A 22,979-nucleotide genomic window follows, 5' to 3' on the forward strand; every position below is an offset into this window, starting at 1 on the left:
TGCATTCACTTACCCGAATCACTGGCGTGAGCCAGCTCATCGGGATTCATTCATTGGCCGCCTACTTGTAGCGCCAATGACTTTGGATAATCCACTATTTTATAGATTTTTTCTTATGGTGATCAATCCAGTGAATCGAGGCTGATTTCATCCAGAGACAGGCTGAAACTGGGAACAAATACTTCCATAAAGTAATCCATCTCCGGGCTTTGGCGCATGGCGAGGGTTTTCTCTAATCGAGCCTTAGCTTGGATAAATTCATTATTCCCCGCAGATAACTCCTCCAGACATTTTAGATAAGCGCACAGGGCATCCGCCTGTTTAACCAGTGCTTTTTCCTCTTCACTGTAATAATGCTCATCCAGCAGACAACGAAAATCGTGCTGCAACTCTTTCGGCAACATTTCGATGAGCTTTTGCTGTGCGACTTTTTCTATCTTTTTATATTCATGAGCAATCTGAGGATTGTAATACTTGATAGGGGTGGGTAAATCACCGGTTATGACTTCACTGGCATCGTGATACATCGCCAGCAGTGCGATACGGTCGGCATTAAGATTGCCATTAAATTTACGGTTTTTAATGATAGCCAATGCATGAGCGACAAACGCCACCTGCAGACTGTGCTCCGAAACATTCTCAGTGCGGACATTGCGCATCAGCGGCCAGCGGTTGATCAGTTTCAGGCGGGATAGGTGAGCGAAGAAGTGACTCATAGTGTTCTCTCTTTTTAATATCAGAACCATGCAAATGATGGAAACAACCTTCAGGCAACGAGGATAACACCAAATCGATTCTCTCGATTAGACAATGAGTTAATTAAATACTCTCACAATGCTTCAAACTCTTATTAAACCCTCATTTTTACCTGGTATTTCATCCTTATTATATTCATCTATCTCATTAATTATAATATAAATTATTTAACATTAACTCTATTGAGTATGATACGCGAAGCAATTATTGTTCTTTTGCCCATCTGACTGGGAATTAAATAAGTATATGAATTTATTTATATTATAAAACTAGGGATGTTCAGATGAAATTATTATTTATGTCCGTATCCATTTTATTATTCAGCGTCGCCGCGCCAGCTCAAGTTAAGATTTGTGAGGGGGGAAATGTGGAGCCGTTCGGGAAGGAGTTTTGTGCCCGGCATATCGCAGCCGAACAAAAGCAGCGATGTAATAAGTTGAAAGCAAAACAACGCTCAGCGCGATCACTTAGTCTTAATGATGCGGCAAAGATTTTAGTGGATCGCCAAGAAAAAGAAATACTAGGCTGTGCAGGATAATCGCGGTATGAAAAACAGGGCTTGTCAAACAAGCCCTGTTTCACTATTGGTGGTATGTCTCTAAGAAACGCCCCAACTTCCTAACGGCCATCTCTAACTCATCGACACGCGGCAATGTCACAATCCGCACATGATCCGGATACGGCCAGTTAAATGCACTGCCTTGCACCAGCAATACTTTCTCTTGCAACAGCAAGTCCAGCACCAGCTTCTGGTCGTCATGCAGATTAAATTTCTTGGCATCAATACGCGGGAACATATACAGCGCGCCTTGAGGTTTCACACAAGAAACCCCCGGGATTTGGTTGATGAGTTCCCAGGCACGGTCACGTTGTTCGTATAAACGCCCACCGGGTTGGATAAATTCACTGATGCTCTGATAGCCACCCAGTGCTGTTTGAATCGCATGCTGCATTGGCACGTTGGCGCACAATCGCATGGATGCCAGCATTTCCAAGCCTTCGATATAACCTTTGGCGTGTTTTTTCGGCCCATTCAGTACCATCCAGCCCTGACGGAAACCGGCAACGCGATAAGTCTTGGACAAACCATTGAACGTCACTGTCAGCAAGTCAGGCGCCAGAGCGGCAATAGAATGATGCTGGGCTTCGTCATACAAAATCTTATCGTAGATCTCATCGGCGAAAATAATCAGGTCATTCTGACGGGCGATTTCGACAATTTCCAGCAACAGCTCTTTGCTGTATACCGCGCCAGTCGGGTTATTTGGGTTGATAATGACTATCCCGCGAGTCCGTGGAGTGATTTTACTGCGGATATCATCCAAATCAGGGAACCAACCGGACTCTTCATCACACATATAGTGCACGGCTTTACCGCTTGAAAGCGACACTGCTGCCGTCCATAACGGGTAGTCGGGAGCGGGTACCAGCATTTCATCGCCAAGATTGAGCAATGCTTGCATGGATTGCACGATCAACTCGGAAACGCCATTCCCAATGTAGATATCCTCTACCGTCAGGTCGCGCATCTCGCGTGCCTGATAGTGCTGCATAATGGCTTTGCGCGCCGAAAACAGGCCTTTGGAGTCGCAATAGCCCTGTGCAGTCGGCAAATTACGGATCACATCCACCAGAATTTCATCCGGTGCATCGAAACCAAACGGCGCAGGGTTGCCGATATTCAGTTTCAGGACCTTGTTACCTTCTTCTTCAAGACGCTTAGCTTCTTTTAGCACTGGGCCACGAATGTCATAACAGACGTTGTCCAGTTTGCTGGATTTCTCAATGGGGGACATAAAAAATTGAGCCTTTTGCTGGTAAAAGCGTGTCCTCAGCGTGGAACACTGCAAGGCATCCAATGTACTCCGCCGCCGCCGATTTTTGAAGTTATATGCATATCTTTAGTGCAAATGCCTGTTGAGTGAAAAAAGTAGGGGATTGCGCGGGGCTTTTTGCTGTTTAACCCTCTTGGTTATGTCCGATTGATGAGTTTGTCTGAAGTTTTATCCTGACGGATCTTGAGATTCACAATCGTTAACAAAAAAAATGTTTTCGCCAAGATAAGGCTCATTTTCGTTTACATAAAGGCCGCGTGGTAAAACAACCCTCGCCCTCCATTGTGTGCTGCTGTCGCTATAAAGATCTCAATTCAACAGTTTATATCATCATACATATTTAAAAATGCAAAAAAAGACGTAATTGTAAATAGGAAAACTATTAAGAATGATTAATGTTATCGTTGCGAGATCTCACTGGCTATCAAATCTTAATAGTTGAATTTACTCAATTCAATAAAAAAACCACACAAAGATACATTGATATTTTTTAATATTTCTTAACTGGTTAGCTCTGATGATTTAATTAAAATAGAGATGAGTTGCCATATAAGCATCACAAAAATTCAGAGTTGCTAAAGGAAAAAATCTTCATTTATCGAAGATTTAGCGGTTTTTTATGACCGAATTCACAAACAAATACAGAGTTGTGCCAATAGTTTTTTTTAAAAAGAGATAGCGGTAACGAAATATAAGTAAATTTTTTGCCCTACTCTAATGAGTGGGGTACTGTCATACTTAGCGTTGTTCCTTATTGATAGCGCTAATACTTAAACACCAGGGTAGTTTGTAATTAGAATTCAAAAAAGTGAAGAATACACTATGACAAATGCAAATCGTCCGATAATTAATCTCGACCTCGATCTGCTTAGAACCTTTGTAGCTGTTGCTGACTTGAATACTTTCGCCTCTGCCGCGGCAGCGGTTTGTCGAACTCAGTCAGCAGTTAGCCAACAAATGCAACGGTTAGAACAGTTGGTAGGTAAGGAGTTATTTGCCCGTCATGGGCGTAACAAATTACTCACTGAACATGGTCTCCAGTTACTTGGCTATGCCAGAAAAATTTTGCGTTTCAACGATGAAGCTTGTACGTCACTTATGTACAGTAATATAGAAGGGTCACTCATTATCGGCGCATCTGATGATACTGCCGATACGCTGCTGCCTTTCTTATTAAACCGAGTGGCAACGCTGTATCCTCGGCTGGCAATCGATGTGCGGGTGAAACGTAGCCCACTCATCGTTGACATGCTGAGTCAAGGCGAAGTGGATCTGGCTATTACTACCGCCAAGATTGACACTCATCCTCATGTGATCTTAAGAACATCACCGACACTGTGGTATTGCTCCGCCGATTATCAGTTCCAGCCCGGCGAATCAGTACCTTTAGTGGTGATGGATGAGCCAAGTCCATTTCGTGATATGGCAATAGAGCATCTGACTCGAGCGGGTATAGCCTGGCGTATCGCCTATGTAGCCTCTTCTCTTTCTGCCATTCGAGCGGCGGTGAGGGCAGGGTTAGGTGTGACCGCCAGGCCAATAGAGATGATGAGTCCTGATTTACGTGTATTGGGTGAAACAGAAGGGCTACCTCGCCTGCCTGAGACCAATTACTCACTATGTAAAGACAGTCAGTGTGGCAACGAGCTGGCATTAGCTATCTTCGATGCTATGCAGACCGGCCATCAACACGGCCTACAGTCTGGATCGGATTTGATGCTGGATTCTGATTATTTAATCGATGATCAAAATTAAGCATTTACTCTAAGTAATCATCATAAGCCCCTTATTCTAGGGGCTTTTTTTTTATCATTTTTTTCTAAATACTCTTTTTCACTCGCTTCAGATTAATTTCTGCTGAAAACTGTCGTTTTATTTCACTTATTGCCCTTTATCCGTATCAGATGATGACGAATAAGCCTGATAATGTAATGGTTAATATCTGTTTTTATTATTAGCTATTTATTTTTTATCAAAACGACGTTTCATTATTTTTAAATATTTAATAGCAACTTTTCATGCCGAATATTTATGAAATAACACTCAAAACGTGTTCTGGATCAAAAAAATACCCCTAGCTAGTGAGTGGAAGAACAGGTTATTCCTGAGACAATGGTATAGTTAAAGAGAACTATCCATGTTGGTTTATATGTGTATGTTCTGACTTAACAAATTACTGACTCGATTTAGCTTATCAAGTCGCACCAAATGTTAAGTATGATCGTGCGTTTGTAAATTAATCTGTAGTTACTTTTGTCAAAGTTGACAAAAGGTTACTGAAAGGAGTAAAAATCCCACAGTAAAACACTGGCTAAACAGTTGTAAAGACAGTGTGTTTTGTGTGGTTTTTATCCTTCCCTTTGAATCGATGTGGTGCACTAACTGCCAACACAAGAGCAGGATGTCCGACGCCACTTTTGATGAGTAAGCAATGAGTATGTCAACAACCACTGAAGTTATCGCTCATCATTGGGCGTTCGCTGTATTCCTGATCGGCGCTATCGGGCTGTGCGGTTTGATGCTGCTAGGTGCGTTCTTTCTGGGCGGGAGAGCTCGGGCCCGTGCCAAAAACGTCCCCTATGAGTCTGGTATTGACTCAGTAGGCTCCGCGCGTATGCGCCTGTCTGCTAAGTTCTACCTGGTCGCCATGTTCTTCGTTATTTTCGATGTTGAAGCCCTGTACCTGTACGCGTGGTCAATCTCTATCCGTGAGAGTGGCTGGGTAGGCTTTATCGAAGCAACCATTTTCATTTTGGTGCTCTTGGCTGGTTTGGTTTATCTGGTGCGCATCGGCGCTCTGGATTGGACTCCTGCGCGTTCTAATCGTCGCGTGAGCAAACCGAGCATAGTCAAATACGCCAGCAGTCATCCGCAAGCACAAGATAATCGCCAATAATATAGCGAGGCATTAACATGGACTATACGCTCACCCGCATAGACCCTAACGGTGAGAACGACCGTTACCCCCTGCAAACTCAGGAAACCGTCAGCGGCGATCCTCTCGAGCAACATGTCCACCGTAGTGTTTACATGGGTAAACTTGAGAACGCCATGCATGACATGGTGAACTGGGGGCGTAAGAACTCTCTTTGGCCGTATAACTTCGGCCTTTCCTGCTGTTATGTGGAGATGGTGACCTCATTCACCGCCGTACATGACGTGGCACGCTTTGGTGCAGAAGTATTGCGTGCTTCCCCACGTCAGGCCGATTTCATGGTCGTAGCCGGTACCTGCTTTACCAAAATGGCCCCGGTTATTCAGCGTTTGTATGAACAAATGCTGGAACCTAAATGGGTTATTTCCATGGGTGCCTGCGCCAACTCTGGCGGCATGTACGATATCTATTCTGTAGTACAAGGCGTGGATAAATTCTTGCCAGTAGATGTGTATATTCCTGGCTGCCCACCGCGCCCAGAAGCTTATATGCAAGCACTGCTACTGCTTCAGGAATCTATCGGTAAAGAGCGCCGTCCTCTCTCTTGGGTTGTTGGTGATCAAGGTGTTTACCGCGCCAACATGCAACCAGAAAGAGAACGTAAGCATGCTGAACGAATTGCAGTAACTAACCTGCGTACACCTGACGAGATCTAAGTTTGCTATTTTTGTAAAAATAGCAGCTAAGACCTTGGTGCGTAAGTGATTTGTTTTTGGAGGGAACCGTTTTTCTTCCAAAACATGTGTGCGGCAAATGACCACAAAATGACACATTCAGTGTGGTGAAAAAACAGTGTGGTGAATAAATAATGACCGATTTAACGACGTCCGACGGCACCCAGCCTGCATGGCAGACCCGGGATCATCTCGATGATCCGGTGATTGGTGAACTGTCGAACCGTTTTGGGCCTGAGGCCTTTGTTGTTCAGGCTACCCGTACCGGAATGCCCGTGGTATGGATCAAGCGTGAACAATTACTGGAAGTAATGACGTTCCTGAGAAAACAACCGAAGCCGTATGTCATGCTGTTTGACTTGCATGGTGTAGATGAACGCCTTCGAACTCACCGCCAGGGTCTCCCTGCTGCGGATTTTTCTGTTTTCTATCATCTGCTTTCCATCGAACGCAACCGCGACATTATGCTGAAAGTGGCACTGTCTGAAAAAGACATGCACGTGTCCACAGCCACCAAGATTTTCCCTAATGCCAACTGGTATGAACGTGAAACTTGGGAAATGTTCGGTATCACCTTCGATGGCCACCCGCATCTGACGCGCATTATGATGCCGCAGAGTTGGGAAGGTCACCCACTGCGTAAAGATTACCCAGCGCGTGCCACCGAGTTCGATCCCTTTGTGCTGACCAAGCAGAAAGAGGATCTGGAAATGGAATCACTGACCTTCAAACCAGAAGATTGGGGAATGAAGCGCGGGACCGAAAACGAGGACTTTATGTTCTTGAACCTCGGCCCGAACCACCCCTCTTCACACGGTGCGTTCCGTATCGTGTTGCAGCTTGATGGTGAAGAGATTGTCGACTGTGTGCCAGATGTGGGTTACCACCACCGTGGTGCGGAGAAAATGGGCGAACGCCAGTCTTGGCATAGCTACATTCCTTATACCGACCGTATTGAGTACCTCGGTGGTTGCGTGAATGAAATGCCTTACGTGCTGGCAGTTGAAAAACTGGCCGGTATTGAGGTACCGGATCGCGTTAAAACCATTCGTGTGATGCTGTCTGAGCTGTTCCGTATCAACAGCCACTTGCTGTACATCAGTACTTTCATCCAAGACGTTGGTGCCATGACACCGGTGTTCTTCGCCTTTACCGACCGGCAAAAAGTATACGATTTGGTTGAAGCTATCACCGGTTTCCGTATGCACCCGGCCTGGTTCCGTATTGGTGGTGTGGCGCACGACTTGCCACGCGGCTGGGAACGTCTGCTGCGCGACTTCCTTGACTGGATGCCAAAACGTCTGGATTCCTACGTCAAAGCGGCGTTACAGAACAGTATCCTGAAAGGACGTTCGGTCGGTGTGGCCGCCTATAACTCCAAAGAAGCATTGGAGTGGGGGGTGACCGGTGCAGGTCTGCGTGCTACAGGCGTTGAGTTTGATGTGCGGAAATGGCGCCCTTATTCCGGTTATGAAAACTTTGAATTCGAAGTGCCAATCGGTAACAACGGCGACTGCTATGACCGTGTGATGCTGAAAGTGGAAGAGTTGCGTCAAAGCCTGCGCATTCTGGAGCAATGTTATAAAAACATGCCAGAAGGGCCATTCAAGGCTGACCATCCACTGACTACACCGCCACCGAAAGAACGTACGCTGCAACATATCGAAACGCTGATTACTCACTTCCTGCAAGTTTCATGGGGCCCAGTGATGCCAGCTAACGAATCATTCCAGATGGTTGAAGCGACCAAAGGGATCAACAGCTACTATCTGACCAGTGACGCCAGCACTATGAGCTATCGCACCCGGATACGTACTCCAAGCTATGCCCATTTGCAGCAGATCCCATCGGTTATCCGTGGCAGCCTGGTATCTGACTTGATCGTCTATCTGGGCAGTATCGATTTTGTAATGTCTGATGTGGACCGCTAATTATGAGTGATCAAAAAGAGACTCAGGTAAGTAACGAAAGCCAAGATGTGGCGAACCTGGCAGTCAATGCGGCTGAACCGGCGACCACGACCGACGTTTTCGAATTGAGTGCTGAAGAACGTGATGCTATCGAACATGAGAAACACCATTACGAAGATGCTCGCGCCGCGTCAATCGAAGCACTGAAAATCGTGCAGAAGAAACGGGGCTGGGTACCGGATGGCGCGATTCATGCCATTGCTGATGTGCTGGGCATTCCAGCTTCCGACGTTGAAGGTGTGGCGACATTCTACAGCCAGATCTTCCGCCAACCTGTCGGGCGTCATGTGATCCGTTACTGTGACAGTGTGGTGTGCCACATCACCGGTTATCAGGGGATCCAGGCTGCGATTTCGAAAAAACTCAGTATTCAGCCAGGTCAGACGACTTTTGATGGCCGCTTTACACTGCTGCCAACCTGCTGTTTGGGTAACTGTGATCGTGGCCCGACCATGATGATCGACGACGATACTCACAGCTATCTGAAACCTGAAGATATTGAGAAGTTACTGGAGCAATATCCATGACAACAACTTCAGGTTTTACCAAAGAGATCGTCCGTACACCGGAAATGCACCCGCTGACCTGGCGTTTGCGTGATGACAAACAGCCGGTATGGCTGGATGAATATCGCAGCAAAACCGGGTACCAAGGTGCTGAAAAAGCGTTAAAAGGCATGGCACCACCTGATGTTGTTAGCTTGGTCAAAGACGCGGGCCTGAAAGGGCGTGGCGGCGCTGGCTTCTCCACCGGTTTGAAGTGGAGTCTGATGCCAAAAGACGAAAGCATGAATATCCGGTATTTGCTGTGTAATGCCGATGAGATGGAACCGGGCACCTATAAAGACCGTTTGCTGATGGAGCAATTGCCTCATTTGCTGGTGGAAGGGATGCTGATCAGTGCCTTCGCGTTGAAAGCCTACCGTGGTTATATCTTCTTACGTGGCGAATATATCGAAGCTGCCGCTAACTTGCGCCGTGCGATTGCCGAGGCTAACGAAGCCGGTTTGCTGGGCAAGAATATCATGGGCAGCGGCTTTGATTTTGAGCTGATTGTGCATACCGGTGCTGGCCGTTATATCTGCGGTGAAGAAACCGCATTGATTAACTCGCTCGAAGGCCGCCGTGCCAACCCGCGTTCCAAGCCACCTTTCCCTGCATCTTCAGGTGTTTGGGGCAAGCCGACTTGCGTGAATAACGTTGAGACGCTGTGTAACGTTCCAGCCATTCTTGAGCATGGTGTGGAGTGGTATCAGGGGATCACTGCCGGTAAAAGTAACGATGCCGGTACCAAGTTAATGGGCTTCTCTGGTCGGGTGAAAAATCCGGGTCTGTGGGAACTGCCGTTTGGTATCACCGCCCGTGAAATTCTGGAAGATTATGCCGGTGGCATGCGCGATGGCTTGAAATTCAAAGCGTGGCAGCCGGGTGGGGCGGGTACTGACTTCCTGACCGCCGACCATTTGGATTTGCCGATGGACTTCGAGAATATCGCCAAAGCAGGCAGCCGTTTAGGGACTGCACTGGCCATGGCGGTAGACCATGAGATTGGTATGGTTCCGCTGGTGCGTAATCTGGAAGAGTTTTTTGCCCGTGAATCTTGTGGCTGGTGTACACCTTGCCGCGATGGTTTGCCATGGAGCGTGAAGATCCTGCGTGCACTGGAGCGCGGCGAAGGTCAGCCGGGCGACATCGAGACGCTGGAGCAACTGTGCCGCTTCTTGGGGCCGGGCAAAACCTTCTGTGCTCACGCGCCGGGCGCGGTTGAACCACTACAAAGCGCGATCAAATATTTCCGGGAAGAATTCGAAGCCGGGATCGCAGCTAAGGATTATGGCAATACCCGAGCCATAGCCGGTATTCAACCGAACCTATTAAAAGCGCGTTGGTAGCAGTATTGACGCCCTTGCTATTTTCAGCAAGGGTCAGATTTTTTGATTAACGCTTGTAAACGAACCGTTTAAAGTCGTCGTGAGCGACGGTCAGACGAGGAAAAAATCAGAATGAGCATTTTGGGCTGATTTTTGACGAAGTATCACCGAGCGCAACAGACATTAAATGTGTTCACGCACAGGTCACTTGGAAGCATGCATATGGCTACGATTCATGTAGACGGCAAAGAATACGACGTAAACGGGGCCGACAACCTGTTACAAGCTTGTCTCTCCCTGGGACTCGATATTCCTTATTTTTGCTGGCATCCGGCGCTGGGAAGCGTCGGCGCTTGCCGCCAATGTGCGGTAAAGCAATACCAAAACGCGGACGACACTCGTGGGCGTTTGGTGATGTCCTGTATGACCCCGGCCACTGATGGAACCTTTATTTCCATTGATGACGGCGAAGCCAAAGCGTTCCGTGAGAGTGTGGTTGAATGGTTGATGACTAACCACCCACACGATTGCCCGGTCTGTGAAGAGGGGGGTAACTGTCATCTGCAAGATATGACAGTGATGACCGGTCACAGTTTCCGCCGCTATCGCTTCAGCAAACGGACTCACCAAAATCAGGACCTCGGCCCGTTCATCTCCCATGAAATGAACCGCTGTATCGCCTGTTACCGCTGTGTGCGTTACTACAAAGATTACGCGGATGGCACTGACTTTGGTGTCTACGGCGCGCACGATAACGTCTACTTTGGTCGTACTGAGAGCGGCACGCTGGAAAGCGAGTTCTCCGGTAACCTAGTAGAAGTGTGCCCGACCGGTGTATTCACCGACAAAACCCATTCCGAGCGTTATAACCGTAAATGGGATATGCAGTTCGCGCCAAGTATCTGCCAGCAGTGCAGCGTGGGCTGTAATACCAGCCCGGGCGAACGTTATGGTGAATTGCGTCGCATCGAAAACCGCTACAACGGCACGGTAAACCACTACTTTATGTGTGACCGTGGCCGCTTTGGTTATGGCTACGTCAACCGCAAAGATCGCCCACGTCAACCACAGCAACTGCGTGGTAATGACTGGATCCACCTGAACGCTGAACAAGCGATGCAAGGTGCGGCGGATATTCTGCGTCAGGCGAAGAAAACCATCGGTATCGGTTCACCGCGTGCCAGCCTGGAAAGTAACTTCGCGCTGCGTGAGTTGGTTGGTGCTGAAAACTTCTACACCGGTATCGCCGCAAGTGAGCAACAACGCTTGCAATTGATGCTGAAAGTGCTGCGTGAGGGCGGTATTTACACGCCAGCATTACGCGAAATTGAAAGCTACGACGCCGTGCTGATTCTGGGTGAAGATTTGACTCAGACTGGCGCACGTATTGCGCTGTCAGTTCGTCAGGCAGTGAAAGGTAAAGCCCGCGAAATGGCCGCCGCACAAAAAGTGGCTGACTGGCAAATTGCCGCCATTATGAACATTGGTCAACATGCCAAACATCCGCTGTTTATCACTAACGTTGATAACACCCGCATGGATGATATCGCGGCATGGAATTACCGTGCTCCGGTGGATGATCAGGCTCGTTTAGGTTTCGCCATTGCTCACGCGTTGGATGAGTCGGCCCCGGCAGTCTCTGATCTGGACAGTAAACTGAAAGGTAAAGTGGATATCATCGTACAGGCGCTGGCCGGTGCGAAAAAACCACTGATTATTACCGGCAGCAGTGCGGGCAGCGACGCCATCATTGAAGCGGCAGCCAACGTAGCAAAAGCGTTGAAAGGCCGTGGCTCTGATGTCGGCATTACCTTTGTTGCCAGTGCCGCCAACAGTATTGGTCTGTCAATGATCGGCGGTGGTTCACTGGATCAAGCACTGGAGTTGTTGACCCAAGGTGACGCGGATAGTGTTATCGTGATGGAAAACGACCTGTATCGCCATGCTGCAAAAGACAAAGTCGATGCCGCATTGGAGAAAACAGCAAATCTGATCGTGGTCGATCACCAGCGCACAGCGATTATGGATAAAGCGGATTTGATTCTGTCTGCTGCCAGTTTCGCGGAAAGCGACGGTACCTTGGTCAATCAGGAAGGCCGCGCTCAGCGCTTCTTCCAAGTGTATGACCCGACTTACTACGATGATCCGAAAAAACCTGAAAGCCGCAGCATTATGCTGGAGAGCTGGCGTTGGTTGCATTCCCTGCACTCAACTTACACCAGCCGCCACGTTGACTGGACTCAGCTTGATCACGTGATTCAAGCTTGTGTGGCTGCATTGCCGCAGTTAGAAGGCATTGTTGAAGCCGCGCCGGATGCGACATTCCGTATCCGTGGTCAGAAACTGGCGCGTTCGCCGATTCGTTACAGTGGCCGTACTGCCATGCGCGCAGATATTAGTGTGCATGAACCGCGTCAGCCGCAAGATATCGACACGCCGTTTGCCTTCTCAATGGAAGGGAACAACAGCCCACTGGCTGATCGTCAGCAGATTCCATTTGCCTGGGCACCAGGCTGGAACTCACCGCAAGCATGGAACAAATTCCAGGCAGAAGTGGGTGGCAATTTGCGCTTCGGCGATCCGGGTGTCCGTCTGATTGAAGCAGGGGAGGGAACTCTCGGTTACTTTGATTCGGTACCTGCAGCCTTTACCGCTAACACCGACAGCTGGCAGATCGCACCTTACTATCACCTGTTTGGTAGTGAAGAGATGTCTCAGCGCTCAGATGTGATTCAGCAACGGATGCCTGCACCTTACGTGATGGTCAACCCGGCTGATGCCGCCACGCTTGGGGTCAACCTCGGTACGCTGGTGGAGTTCAACTGCGCGGGTCAGACTTTGCGCCTGCCAGTACGTTTGAGTGAAACCTTGGCTCAGGGTCAGGTCGGCTTGCCGCTTGGCTTACCGGGCATTCCACCGATTATGGTGGGTGCGCGTGTTGAGAATCTGCGGGAGGCAGTACTATGAGCTGGTTTACCCCTGAATTGATTGAGATTTTAATCTCTGTCCTGAAAGCGGTAGTGATTCTGTTGGTGGTCGTGACCTGCGGCGCATTTATGAGCTTTGGTGAGCGCCGCCTGCTGGGTCTGTTCCAAAACCGTTACGGACCAAACCGTGTCGGTTGGGGCGGATCATTGCAGCTGGTTGCTGACATGATCAAAATGTTCTTCAAAGAGGACTGGGTACCGCGCTTCTCCGACCGGGCTATCTTTACTCTGGCACCGGTTATCGCCTTTACCTCACTGTTGCTCTCTTTTGCCATTGTCCCGGTCAGCCCGACCTGGGCGGTTGCAGACCTCAATATCGGTATTTTGTTCTTCCTGATGATGGCGGGGCTGGCGGTGTACGCCGTGCTGTTCGCCGGTTGGTCCAGTAATAACAAATATTCTCTGTTAGGGGCGATGCGTGCATCTGCGCAAACCCTGAGCTACGAAGTGTTCCTCGGCTTGTCGCTGATGGGCGTGGTAGCACAGGCAGGCTCGTTCAACATGCAGGATATTGTTAACTCTCAGGAGCACGTCTGGAATGTCATCCCGCAATTCTTTGGTTTTGTGACCTTTGCTATTGCGGGTGTTGCAGTCTGTCACCGTCATCCCTTTGACCAGCCAGAAGCTGAACAAGAACTGGCCGATGGTTACCACATTGAATATTCCGGCATGAAATTCGGTTTGTTCTTCGTCGGTGAATACATCGGTATCGTGACCGTCTCTGCACTGATAGTCACCTTGTTCTTCGGAGGTTGGCAAGGTCCGTTCTTGCCGCCATTTATCTGGTTTGCGCTGAAAACGGCTTTCTTCATGGTGATGTTCATTCTGATCCGTGCATCCTTGCCGCGCCCACGTTATGACCAAGTGATGTCATTCGGCTGGAAAGTTTGCCTGCCGTTGACCCTGCTGAATCTGCTGGCGACTGCCGCGGTCATTTTGTACAACGCTCAATAAGGGGTGAATGAACCATGACGTTGAAAGAGTTAGTGGTTGGTTTCGGCACCCAAGTGCGCAGCCTGTGGATGATAGGCCTTCATGCCTTCCACAAGCGCGAAACCCAAATGTATCCGGAAGAGCCGGTTTACCTGCCGCCGCGCTACCGTGGCCGGATTGTGCTGACGCGCGATCCCGACGGTGAAGAGCGCTGCGTTGCCTGTAACTTATGTGCCGTTGCTTGCCCGGTTGGCTGTATCTCATTGCAGAAAGCTGAGCAGAAAGATGGTCGCTGGTATCCGGAGTTCTTCCGTATCAACTTCTCGCGCTGCATTTTCTGTGGTCTGTGTGAAGAAGCTTGCCCGACCACCGCTATCCAGCTGACGCCGGATTTCGAAATGGGTGAATTCAAACGCCAGGATCTGGTGTATGAGAAAGAAGATCTGTTGATCTCGGGGCCGGGTAAATATCCGGAATATAACTTCTACCGGATGTCCGGTATGGCAATTGACGGCAAGCAGAAAGGCGAAGCCGAAAATGAAGCCAAACCGATCGACGTTAAAGGTCTGATGCCTTAGGAGCCAGCTTCCATGGAATTTGCATTTTATATTGCAGCATTGGTGGCAGTGGTGGCGACTATTCGCGTTATCACTCATACCAACCCGGTACATGCGTTGCTGTACCTGATTATCTCTTTGCTGGCTATTTCAGCCGTGTTCTTCTCGCTGGGGGCTTACTTTGCCGGTGCGTTGGAAATCATCGTATACGCCGGTGCCATTATGGTGCTGTTCGTGTTCGTGGTGATGATGCTGAACCTTGGCAATGTTGAACAACAAGAGCGCGACTGGCTGAAACCAAGTTTGTGGATTGGCCCCGGCTTATTGGCACTGGTGCTGTTGTCGGTACTGATCTATGCCATTAGCTCAGTCACCGATTCAGGTATCAGCGGTGAAATGGTGGATGCCAAAGCCGTCGGTATTAGCTTGTTCGGCCCTTATGTGCTGGCAGTTGAACTGGCTTCAATGCTACTGCTGGCAGGTCTGGTGGTTGCCTTCCATATCGGGCGTGAACATAAGCCGGGTGAAGTGCTGGGCGCCAGCGATTCAGCGAAAAGAAAAACGGAGGAACAAGCATGATCCCTCTACAACATGGCCTGATTCTGGCGGCCATTCTGTTTGTGCTGGGGCTGACGGGGTTGCTGATTCGTCGCAACCTGCTGTTTATGCTGATAAGCCTTGAAGTGATGATCAACGCAGCGGCGCTCGCCTTTGTGGTGGCGGGCAGTTATTGGGGTCAGGCTGACGGTCAGGTGATGTATATCCTGGCGATTACGCTAGCGGCAGCGGAGGCCAGTATTGGCCTGGCATTGCTGCTACAGCTGTATCGTCGCCGTCATACTCTGAATATCGATACAGTCAGTGAGATGCGCGGATGAACCTATTATATTTAACAATTCTGCTGCCACTGCTGGGCTTCTTGCTGTTGGCATTCTCCCGTGGGCGTTGGTCTGAAAACACCTCCGCCACTGTCGGGGTTGGCTCTATTGGCCTAACTGCGCTGGTAACACTGTATGTTGCAGTGGATTTCCTCAGTCAAAAAGCCACCGGGGTACAGGTGTTTAACCAAACCCTGTGGAACTGGATGTCTGTCGGCGCGTTCAACATTCCGCTGACTCTGACACTGGACGGCCTGTCGCTGACCATGTTGTCTGTGGTCACCGGGGTGGGCTTCCTGATCCACATGTATGCCTCTTGGTATATGCGTGGGGAAGAGGGCTACTCCCGCTTCTTCGCTTACACCAACCTGTTTATCGCCAGTATGGTGACCTTGGTGCTGGCGGATAACCTGATGCTGATGTATCTGGGTTGGGAAGGCGTGGGCCTGTGCAGCTACTTGCTGATTGGTTTCTACTACACCAATCCTGCCAATGGCGCTGCGGCGATGAAAGCCTTTATCGTGACCCGTGTGGGTGACGTGTTCCTGGCCATCGCTTTGTTCATTCTCTATCAAGAACTGGGCACACTGAACATTCGCGAGCTGATGGTATTGGCACCGCAGAAACTGGAAATGGGCTCCACCGCCATTACTTGGGCGACGCTGATGCTGTTGGGTGGCGCGGTCGGTAAATCGGCGCAGTTGCCGTTACAAACGTGGTTGGCTGATGCGATGGCGGGCCCGACACCGGTTTCCGCTCTGATCCATGCGGCAACCATGGTTACCGCTGGGGTCTATCTGATTGCCCGTACTCACGGTCTGTTCCTGATGGCACCGGAAGTTCTGCATCTGGTGGGGATTATCGGGGCAGTCACCTTGGTATTGGCCGGTTTTGCCGCCTTGGTACAGACCGACATCAAACGGGTCTTGGCCTATTCCACCATGAGCCAGATTGGCTACATGTTCCTGGCGCTGGGCGTTCAGGCGTGGGATGCGGCGATTTTCCACCTGATGACCCATGCTTTCTTTAAAGCGTTACTGTTCCTCTCTTCCGGTTCGGTAATTCTGGCCTGTCACCACGAGCAAAATATTTTCAAAATGGGCGGTCTGCGTAAGACTATCCCATTGGTTTATATCTGCTTCTTGGTGGGTGGTGCGGCGCTGGCAGCATTGCCAATCGTCACCGCAGGCTTCTACAGTAAAGACGAAATTCTGTGGGGCGCATTGGCCAGTGGCCATATCAATCTGATGGTTGCGGGGCTGGTTGGGGCATTCCTCACCGCGCTGTATACCTTCCGTATGATTTTCATTGTGTTCCATGGCGAGCCAAAAACCAAAGCGCATCCAGTCAAAGGGATCACTCATAGCCTGCCGCTGATTGTGTTGCTGGTGCTGTCGACATTTGTTGGCGCGCTGATAACACCACCACTGGCGGGTGTGTTGCCAGAGCTTCACTTCGGTGAAGAGGGCAAAATGCCGCTGGAGATCTTCTCTGGTGTGCTGGTAGTGGTCGGTATTGCACTGGCAGCGGCACTGTATCTGGGTAAACGTCAGTTGGTAAACAGCATTGCGCAAAGTGCGCTGGGCCGCTTCTTTACGGTCTGGTGGTTCCATGCGTGGGGCTTCGACTGGCTGTACCGAAACGTGTTTGTTCGCCCGTATCTGTGGATTGCAAGACTGTTGCAACGTGATCCGCTGAACTCACTGATGAATACCCCGGCGATACTTTCGCGCTGGAGTAATCGCGGTCTGACCGTCAGTGAAAATGGACAGGTGCGTTGGTATGTCGCGTCTATGGGTTTGGGTGCAGTCGTTGTACTGGCTCTGTTGCTTTTCGTTTAATTAGGGACACAAAACGCCATGCTATTACCTTGGCTAATTCTTATCCCCTTTATCGGCGGCTTACTGTCTTGGCAGTGTGAGCGCTTCGGTACTAGAGTACCGCGCTGGATAGCGCTACTCGCGATGGGGCTGACATTGGTGCTTTCCCTGCAACTTTGGGTGCAGGGCAGCTATTCACTGGTTAACCCAGCGGGTATCCCGCAGTGGCAATCAGAATTTACCTTGCCGTGGATCCCACGGTTCGGCATTGCTTTCCATCTGGCTTTGGATGGTTTGTCACTGCTGATGGTGGTTCTGACGGGCTTACTGGGCGTGCTGGCTATCCTCTGTTCGTGGCGTGAAATTCAGCGCAATCAGGGCTTCTTCTACCTGAATCTATTGTGGATTCTGGGTGGGGTTATCGGCGTGTTCCTCGCCATCGACATGTTCCTGTTCTTCTTCTTCTGGGAAATGATGTTGGTGCCGATGTACTTCCTGATTGCCTTGTGGGGTCACAAAGCATCAGACGGTAAAACCCGTATCGCGGCAGCAACCAAGTTCTTCATTTATACCCAGGCCAGCGGCCTTATCATGCTGATTGCCATTTTGGGGCTGGTGTTTGTGCACTACAACGCCACCGGCGTCTGGACATTCAACTACGAAGATTTGTTGAAAACTCCGATGTCACATCATGTTGAATATCTGCTGATGCTGGGCTTCTTTATCGCTTTCGCGGTAAAAATGCCCGTGGTGCCATTGCACGGTTGGTTGCCAGATGCACATAGTCAGGCACCGACGGCAGGTTCTGTTGACTTGGCCGGGATTTTGCTGAAAACGGCAGCTTATGGTTTGCTGCGTTTCAGCCTGCCACTGTTCCCGAATGCATCTGCTGAGTTTGCTCCTATCGCCATGTGGTTGGGTGTTATCGGCATCTTCTACGGTGCATGGATGGCATTCTGCCAGACAGACATCAAACGTCTGATTGCTTATACCAGCGTATCGCACATGGGCTTTGTCCTGATTGCCATTTATACCGGCAGCCAACTGGCTTACCAAGGTGCGGTTATTCAGATGATTGCTCACGGCCTTTCTGCTGCCGGTATGTTCATCATCTGTGGTCAGCTTTACGAGCGCCTGCATACCCGTGATATGCGCCAAATGGGTGGCCTCTGGGGTCGAATCAAATACTTGCCTGCGCTGTCGCTGTTCTTCGCGGTAGCGACATTGGGGATGCCGGGTACCGGTAACTTCGTTGGTGAATTTATGATTCTGTTCGGTAGCTTCCAAGTGGTGCCAGTGATTACCGTGATCTCGACTTTCGGGCTGGTTTTTGCTTCGGTTTACTCGCTGATTATGATGCAACGTGCTTATTATGGCGCGCCAAAATCACAAGAAGCATTGCCGGGCATGAGTGCAAGGGAACTGTCCATCATCCTGCTGTTAGTGGTGTTGTTAGTGTTGCTGGGGGTTTACCCGCAGCCAATTCTCGACACTTCCCATGCTGCGATGAGTAATGTACAGCAGTGGTTCTCAGCTTCATCTATTCCAACAACAAGGCCGTAATTCGCCATGACAATAACTCCTCAACAACTGATCGCAATGCTACCGCTGTTGATCGTCGGATTGACGGTGGTGGTTGTGATGCTGTCCATTGCGTGGCGACGCGATCACTTTCTCAACGCCACTCTGACGGTTATCGGGCTTAACCTGGCATTGCTGTCACTTTACTTTGTCGGTCAGGTCGGGCCGATGGATGTCACACCGCTGATGCGGGTTGACGGCTATTCGATGTTCTATACCGGGCTAGTGATTGCCGCCAGTCTGGCAACCAGCACCTTTGCTTATCCGTGGCTCAATGGCTATCCGGATAACCGCGAAGAGTTCTACCTGCTGGTGCTGATTGCGACCATGGGTGGCATTCTGCTGGCCAGTGCCAATCATCTGGCCTCGCTGTTCCTGGGTATCGAACTGATCTCCTTGCCGCTGTTTGGCCTGATTGGTTACGCCTATCGTCAGAAGCGTTCACTGGAAGCCAGTATCAAATACATGCTGCTGTCTGCGGCAGCATCATCATTCCTGCTGTTCGGGATGGCGCTGTTGTATGCAGAGTCCGGTAGCTTGTCTTTCGCCGGTCTGGGCAAAAGCCTGAGTGATTCTGTTATCCATCAGCCGCTGATTCTGGCCGGTCTGGGGATGATGATTGTCGGCCTCGGCTTTAAATTGTCACTGGTGCCATTCCAACTGTGGACGCCGGATGTGTATCAGGGCGCTCCTGCCCCGGTATCTACTTTCCTGGCAACGGCCAGTAAGATTGCTATCTTTGCCGTGGTGATGCGCTTGTTCCTGTATGCGCCCGCGGCTGACAGTGAAGCGGTCCGTCTGGTTCTTTCACTGATTGCGGTGGCCTCGATTCTGTTCGGTAACCTGATGGCAATCAGCCAGACCAACATTAAGCGTCTGTTGGGTTATTCCTCTATCGCGCACCTTGGTTATCTGCTGATTGCGCTGGTGGCGGTACAAACTCATCAGCTGGCACTGGAAACCGTCGGTGTCTATCTGGCCGGTTACCTGTTCAGCAGCTTGGGTGCTTTCGGTGTGATCAGCTTGATGTCCAGCCCATACAAAGGCCCGGATGCAGAGTCGCTGTTCTCCTACCGTGGGTTGTTCTGGCATAAGCCGATTCTGTCTGCGGTGATGACGGTGATGATGCTGTCACTGGCCGGTATCCCAATGACACTGGGCTTTATTGGTAAGTTCTTTGTCGTGGCAATGGGTGTCAGTGCTAACCTGTGGTGGCTGACGGGTGCGGTGGTATTGGGCAGTGCCATCGGCCTGTATTACTATCTGCGCGTGACGGTCAGTCTGTACCTCAGTGCGCCGGAAACCTTGGTTCGCGACACGCCAAATAACTGGGCATTGACTGCCGGTGGTGTTGTGGTGCTGATTTCCGCGATTTTGGTACTGGTGCTGGGTATCTATCCACAACCACTGATTACGTTGGTACAAATGGCTCAGCCGCTGATGTAATCAGGCGGTAAAGGTCAAATAAACCCCCTGTGAGCATCGGCTGACAGGGGGTTTTGTTTTTCTATCGGCAAACTACATATCCTCGATGAATTTAAAGCCCAACTTATTTTTCACAATCGCCGAGGGTTGGGATATTACGATGGAAACCAAACTCTTTTTCTTTTTCTCTTTCAGATATTTGGCTAGCGCATGCACGGCGGCAGTACCGCTACCTCGAACTGCATTTTCCGCGACGGGGTTAATGACATAAGCGGGCGCGGTAATTGACGCTGCTAACCCAACGTTATCATTACCGATATCTGTGGCAACAGCCAAACTGACAATCTCTCCGCGCAGTCTCACGACAATATAAATATAATCTTCGCTAGGGGTACGCAGCCAACTTCGGACGATATCACTGACGGTTCGACCGGTTTGCATAAAGGTGGCGGCTTGAGAATTTGGCTGACCACTGGGGACGCGGGGAATACTCTGGCGAAAATAGGTTTCCCGCCACTGTTCGGCGGTAAGTAGCACTCGTTGGCGGGCTGCTGATGTCTCTGCTGGGGTGCCGCTTATCACCTCAACGTCAAAACGTAATTCAGGGTGTTCAACCCATTGTTGATATTCACGAATCCTGGGGACGACTTCTCGATACATGTAACTACTAAGCTGAAGTTCATAGCGGCCCATCGGCAAAGCCTGTGCCTGTCGAGGTTCTCTTGCCAGAGTAAAGGACTCTTCTTGGTCTGTCGCAAGAGCATTGAGTTCTTGATAACCAACATAAGTCAGTTGGGCATAATCAAAGGCAGTTTTAAGGTGCGCTATTTCATTTGGACTTGTGGGATGTAGGTGCTCTAACACCGAGGCCACCAATCGAGCTTCTATATGAGGATCGCGAACGGCAAATCCGGTCGCGCCATGGGCGATGATATTACTGATAACTTGACCAAAATGATTGCGGTTCCAAGTGATGATGCTACTGCCAAACAGCAGGGTATAATCGGTCAGAATATCCATCGTCCATAAAATGCAATGTGGGTCCAGATTAGGTTTTATTTGGCGGCGGGTTATATGATGGATTCCACCCACTAAGGGAGTTTTACAGGCGAATGCCGCACCCGCGATGGACAGTGTATGCCCACGGGTATCAGCGTTAATGTGTGTGAGTTGCATTAGCAGAGGATGAGCGCTCGCAGGGTGTTTTGGCGTATTATTTTGTAGTGGCGTCAACGGCTTGGCACTGCCAGCCACCTGTAATATTTTTTCGGGGTGCCCGGCAGCATTGTCGCTGAACAATCTCTCTAACTTAGTGACGAAGAGTTCTGGCTGATTGCAGCGCCCTTGCACTACGTAGTTATAAAGTCCCAGTAATGGATTGGTAATACAAATCATAACGTTATTGGTATTTCTTTTGGGTAAGGAAAGCCCTTGCTTCACGGCAAATACGGCACTGTTAATGATTAAAGGCCACTCCATCTCTTTATTAAAAACAATGATGTTAGGTTCTATTTCTGTCATATTTTCCGATTCGAACGCAATTAACGGTGAACTGTTTATATACTGCGTGTTATAAGACTCCACATACTGAATCTCAATCGAAGGATCATTAATTCTGATGAGCAGTGTTATTTCATTAGAGTGTTCATTCAGGTTAAAGGTAAATTCCTCTTGCTGGTTTCTATGTTTAAAGGTAATGGTAGGATAGTTAACGTAAATGTTACTGTCCTCGAATAAAACTATTTGATAGTTATCATTCTGAGTTCTCTTCATATTTAACAGTACATATTTATATGGAAGGCTATCATTATGCCAGTAGGTGCCAAATATTGAATTGAGAGGATAGTTAATCACTTTATTGATAACGCATTTATCAATACAGAAAGCATATTTGTCATTAAATGTTTGAATGCTAGATATATCATTTAACATGCCGATTTTACGTAATCCATCAGCATCTATGCTCTCATGGATTAAATAATATGGCGGGTTGAAATTGTCATTTTTATATATAGACACCAAGATGTCTTTGGGGATGTAAATTGATGAAATACTGTCATTTCTAATTTTACTTTTTGAGTTTTTATAGAAATTTTCATTGTGATCGGTTGCCAGGCAATGTTGTAAGCCGGTGAAGTTATCCTCAGTATAGAAACACGCTGCGGAGGTTATATAAAATGAACTAATCTTATCCTGAAACCCTAAAGCTTCTAACTCTTTCATATTGGTGTCAGTATAAATTATAGTGCTTTCTCCTTTGTAATAAGAGTCTTGGTATATAGTTGCGGCTAAACCTCGTGGAACTTTAATGGAGGATGTATTATTATTGTGATTATTACCTAATTGACCAATAGCTGTATTGTTCTCTACGCAAAACATTTCATTTGAATAATTGTTGTCCTTATAAAAGCATGCCATATCTTCTTTACGAGTGTTGACGAGATTAATTTGATCAGCAGGGGCTATTCCACTGTATAAAATAATTGGAATCATCATATAAATAAATTTTTTCATTTATATAAACACCTTACTATAAATTTTGTTTTTAGATGTTTTAAAGTAAATCAATTGATGGATGTAATAAATAATATATTTTAATTGTTGTTTTATTAAAATAGTTAATTTTATTTAGTTACTAACTAAATACTCACCAATTTTCAGTGGTTATTAAATATTTATATCTATTTTGACCTACACAGTAGGTGTAGCATTCAACCTCTCCATCGATTGTTTTGTGATTTAAATCACAATAAATTAA

Annotated in this window: 18 protein-coding genes; 15 read left to right on the plus strand and 3 right to left on the minus strand. The window is 48.7% G+C overall.

The window, feature by feature from the left end; translation table 11 throughout:
- Positions 1-122: 122 nt before the first annotated feature.
- Positions 123-716: a 5'-deoxynucleotidase gene (gene yfbR, locus N0H69_RS10200; RefSeq protein ID WP_050096896.1), complete on the minus strand. Its 594-nt coding sequence runs from the start codon at positions 714-716 to the stop codon at positions 123-125.
- A gap of 323 nt (positions 717-1,039) precedes the next feature.
- On the opposite strand from yfbR, the gene N0H69_RS10205 reads away from it, so the two are divergent.
- Complete coding sequence (locus N0H69_RS10205) at positions 1,040-1,294, plus strand: hypothetical protein (protein WP_050106093.1); 255 nt, start codon at positions 1,040-1,042, stop codon at positions 1,292-1,294.
- 43 nt (positions 1,295-1,337) lie between these two features.
- Here N0H69_RS10205 and N0H69_RS10210 read toward each other — a convergent pair whose 3' ends face one another.
- Positions 1,338-2,552 (minus strand): pyridoxal phosphate-dependent aminotransferase, encoded by a 1,215-nt coding sequence (locus tag N0H69_RS10210; RefSeq protein WP_050106094.1) that lies wholly within the window; start codon positions 2,550-2,552, stop codon positions 1,338-1,340.
- An 861-nt stretch (positions 2,553-3,413) separates the two neighbouring features.
- Between N0H69_RS10210 and rovM the strand changes: the two genes are divergently transcribed.
- From rovM to nuoN, 14 genes are all read left to right on the plus strand, one after another.
- A complete protein-coding gene (gene rovM / locus N0H69_RS10215) occupies positions 3,414-4,346 on the plus strand; it encodes a virulence transcriptional regulator RovM (protein ID WP_050106095.1) in 933 nt (310 codons plus the stop codon).
- Positions 4,347-5,022: 676 nt separating this feature from the next.
- Positions 5,023-5,487 (plus strand): NADH-quinone oxidoreductase subunit NuoA, encoded by a 465-nt coding sequence (nuoA, locus tag N0H69_RS10220; RefSeq protein ID WP_050106096.1) that lies wholly within the window; start codon positions 5,023-5,025, stop codon positions 5,485-5,487.
- A 17-nt stretch (positions 5,488-5,504) separates the two neighbouring features.
- Positions 5,505-6,182, plus strand: a complete 678-nt coding sequence (locus N0H69_RS10225) for a NuoB/complex I 20 kDa subunit family protein (RefSeq protein WP_002210278.1) — start codon at positions 5,505-5,507, stop codon at positions 6,180-6,182.
- Between the two features lie 152 nt (positions 6,183-6,334).
- Positions 6,335-8,131, plus strand: a complete 1,797-nt coding sequence (gene nuoC, locus N0H69_RS10230; protein ID WP_050106097.1) for an NADH-quinone oxidoreductase subunit C/D — start codon at positions 6,335-6,337, stop codon at positions 8,129-8,131.
- A gap of 2 nt (positions 8,132-8,133) precedes the next feature.
- Entirely contained in the window at positions 8,134-8,697 is a 564-nt protein-coding gene (nuoE, locus tag N0H69_RS10235) for an NADH-quinone oxidoreductase subunit NuoE (RefSeq protein ID WP_050120843.1), read from the plus strand.
- The gene (nuoF, locus tag N0H69_RS10240; protein ID WP_050106099.1) at positions 8,694-10,061 is read left to right on the plus strand and encodes an NADH-quinone oxidoreductase subunit NuoF; all 1,368 of its coding nucleotides are present in this window, start codon (positions 8,694-8,696) and stop codon (positions 10,059-10,061) included. Before nuoE ends, nuoF begins: the two co-directional genes overlap by 4 nt.
- A gap of 201 nt (positions 10,062-10,262) precedes the next feature.
- Positions 10,263-13,007: an NADH-quinone oxidoreductase subunit NuoG gene (nuoG, locus tag N0H69_RS10245; RefSeq protein WP_050106100.1), complete on the plus strand. Its 2,745-nt coding sequence runs from the start codon at positions 10,263-10,265 to the stop codon at positions 13,005-13,007.
- Positions 13,004-13,981, plus strand: coding sequence for an NADH-quinone oxidoreductase subunit NuoH (gene nuoH, locus N0H69_RS10250; protein WP_005159221.1), 978 nt, complete (start codon positions 13,004-13,006; stop codon positions 13,979-13,981). The genes nuoG and nuoH overlap by 4 nt, the downstream gene beginning before the upstream one ends.
- A 14-nt stretch (positions 13,982-13,995) precedes the next feature.
- The gene (gene nuoI / locus N0H69_RS10255; RefSeq protein ID WP_050106102.1) at positions 13,996-14,538 is read left to right on the plus strand and encodes an NADH-quinone oxidoreductase subunit NuoI; all 543 of its coding nucleotides are present in this window, start codon (positions 13,996-13,998) and stop codon (positions 14,536-14,538) included.
- A 12-nt stretch (positions 14,539-14,550) separates the two neighbouring features.
- Complete coding sequence (gene nuoJ, locus N0H69_RS10260; protein ID WP_004708772.1) at positions 14,551-15,096, plus strand: NADH-quinone oxidoreductase subunit J; 546 nt, start codon at positions 14,551-14,553, stop codon at positions 15,094-15,096.
- The gene (nuoK, locus tag N0H69_RS10265) at positions 15,093-15,395 is read left to right on the plus strand and encodes an NADH-quinone oxidoreductase subunit NuoK (RefSeq protein WP_032815102.1); all 303 of its coding nucleotides are present in this window, start codon (positions 15,093-15,095) and stop codon (positions 15,393-15,395) included. The genes nuoJ and nuoK overlap by 4 nt, the downstream gene beginning before the upstream one ends.
- Positions 15,392-17,236, plus strand: coding sequence for an NADH-quinone oxidoreductase subunit L (nuoL, locus tag N0H69_RS10270; RefSeq protein ID WP_050106103.1), 1,845 nt, complete (start codon positions 15,392-15,394; stop codon positions 17,234-17,236). Before nuoK ends, nuoL begins: the two co-directional genes overlap by 4 nt.
- Before the next feature lie 18 nt (positions 17,237-17,254).
- A complete protein-coding gene (nuoM, locus tag N0H69_RS10275) occupies positions 17,255-18,778 on the plus strand; it encodes an NADH-quinone oxidoreductase subunit M (RefSeq protein ID WP_050106104.1) in 1,524 nt (507 codons plus the stop codon).
- Between the two features lie 6 nt (positions 18,779-18,784).
- A complete protein-coding gene (gene nuoN, locus N0H69_RS10280) occupies positions 18,785-20,242 on the plus strand; it encodes an NADH-quinone oxidoreductase subunit NuoN (RefSeq protein WP_050106105.1) in 1,458 nt (485 codons plus the stop codon).
- Positions 20,243-20,314: 72 nt separating this feature from the next.
- Here the strand turns inward: nuoN and N0H69_RS10285 are convergent, their stop codons facing one another.
- A complete protein-coding gene (locus tag N0H69_RS10285) occupies positions 20,315-22,735 on the minus strand; it encodes a peptidase inhibitor family I36 protein (protein WP_050150987.1) in 2,421 nt (806 codons plus the stop codon).
- Positions 22,736-22,979 lie beyond the last annotated feature (244 nt).

This window comes from Yersinia alsatica (assembly GCF_025133195.1).
Lineage (GTDB): Bacteria > Pseudomonadota > Gammaproteobacteria > Enterobacterales > Enterobacteriaceae > Yersinia > Yersinia alsatica.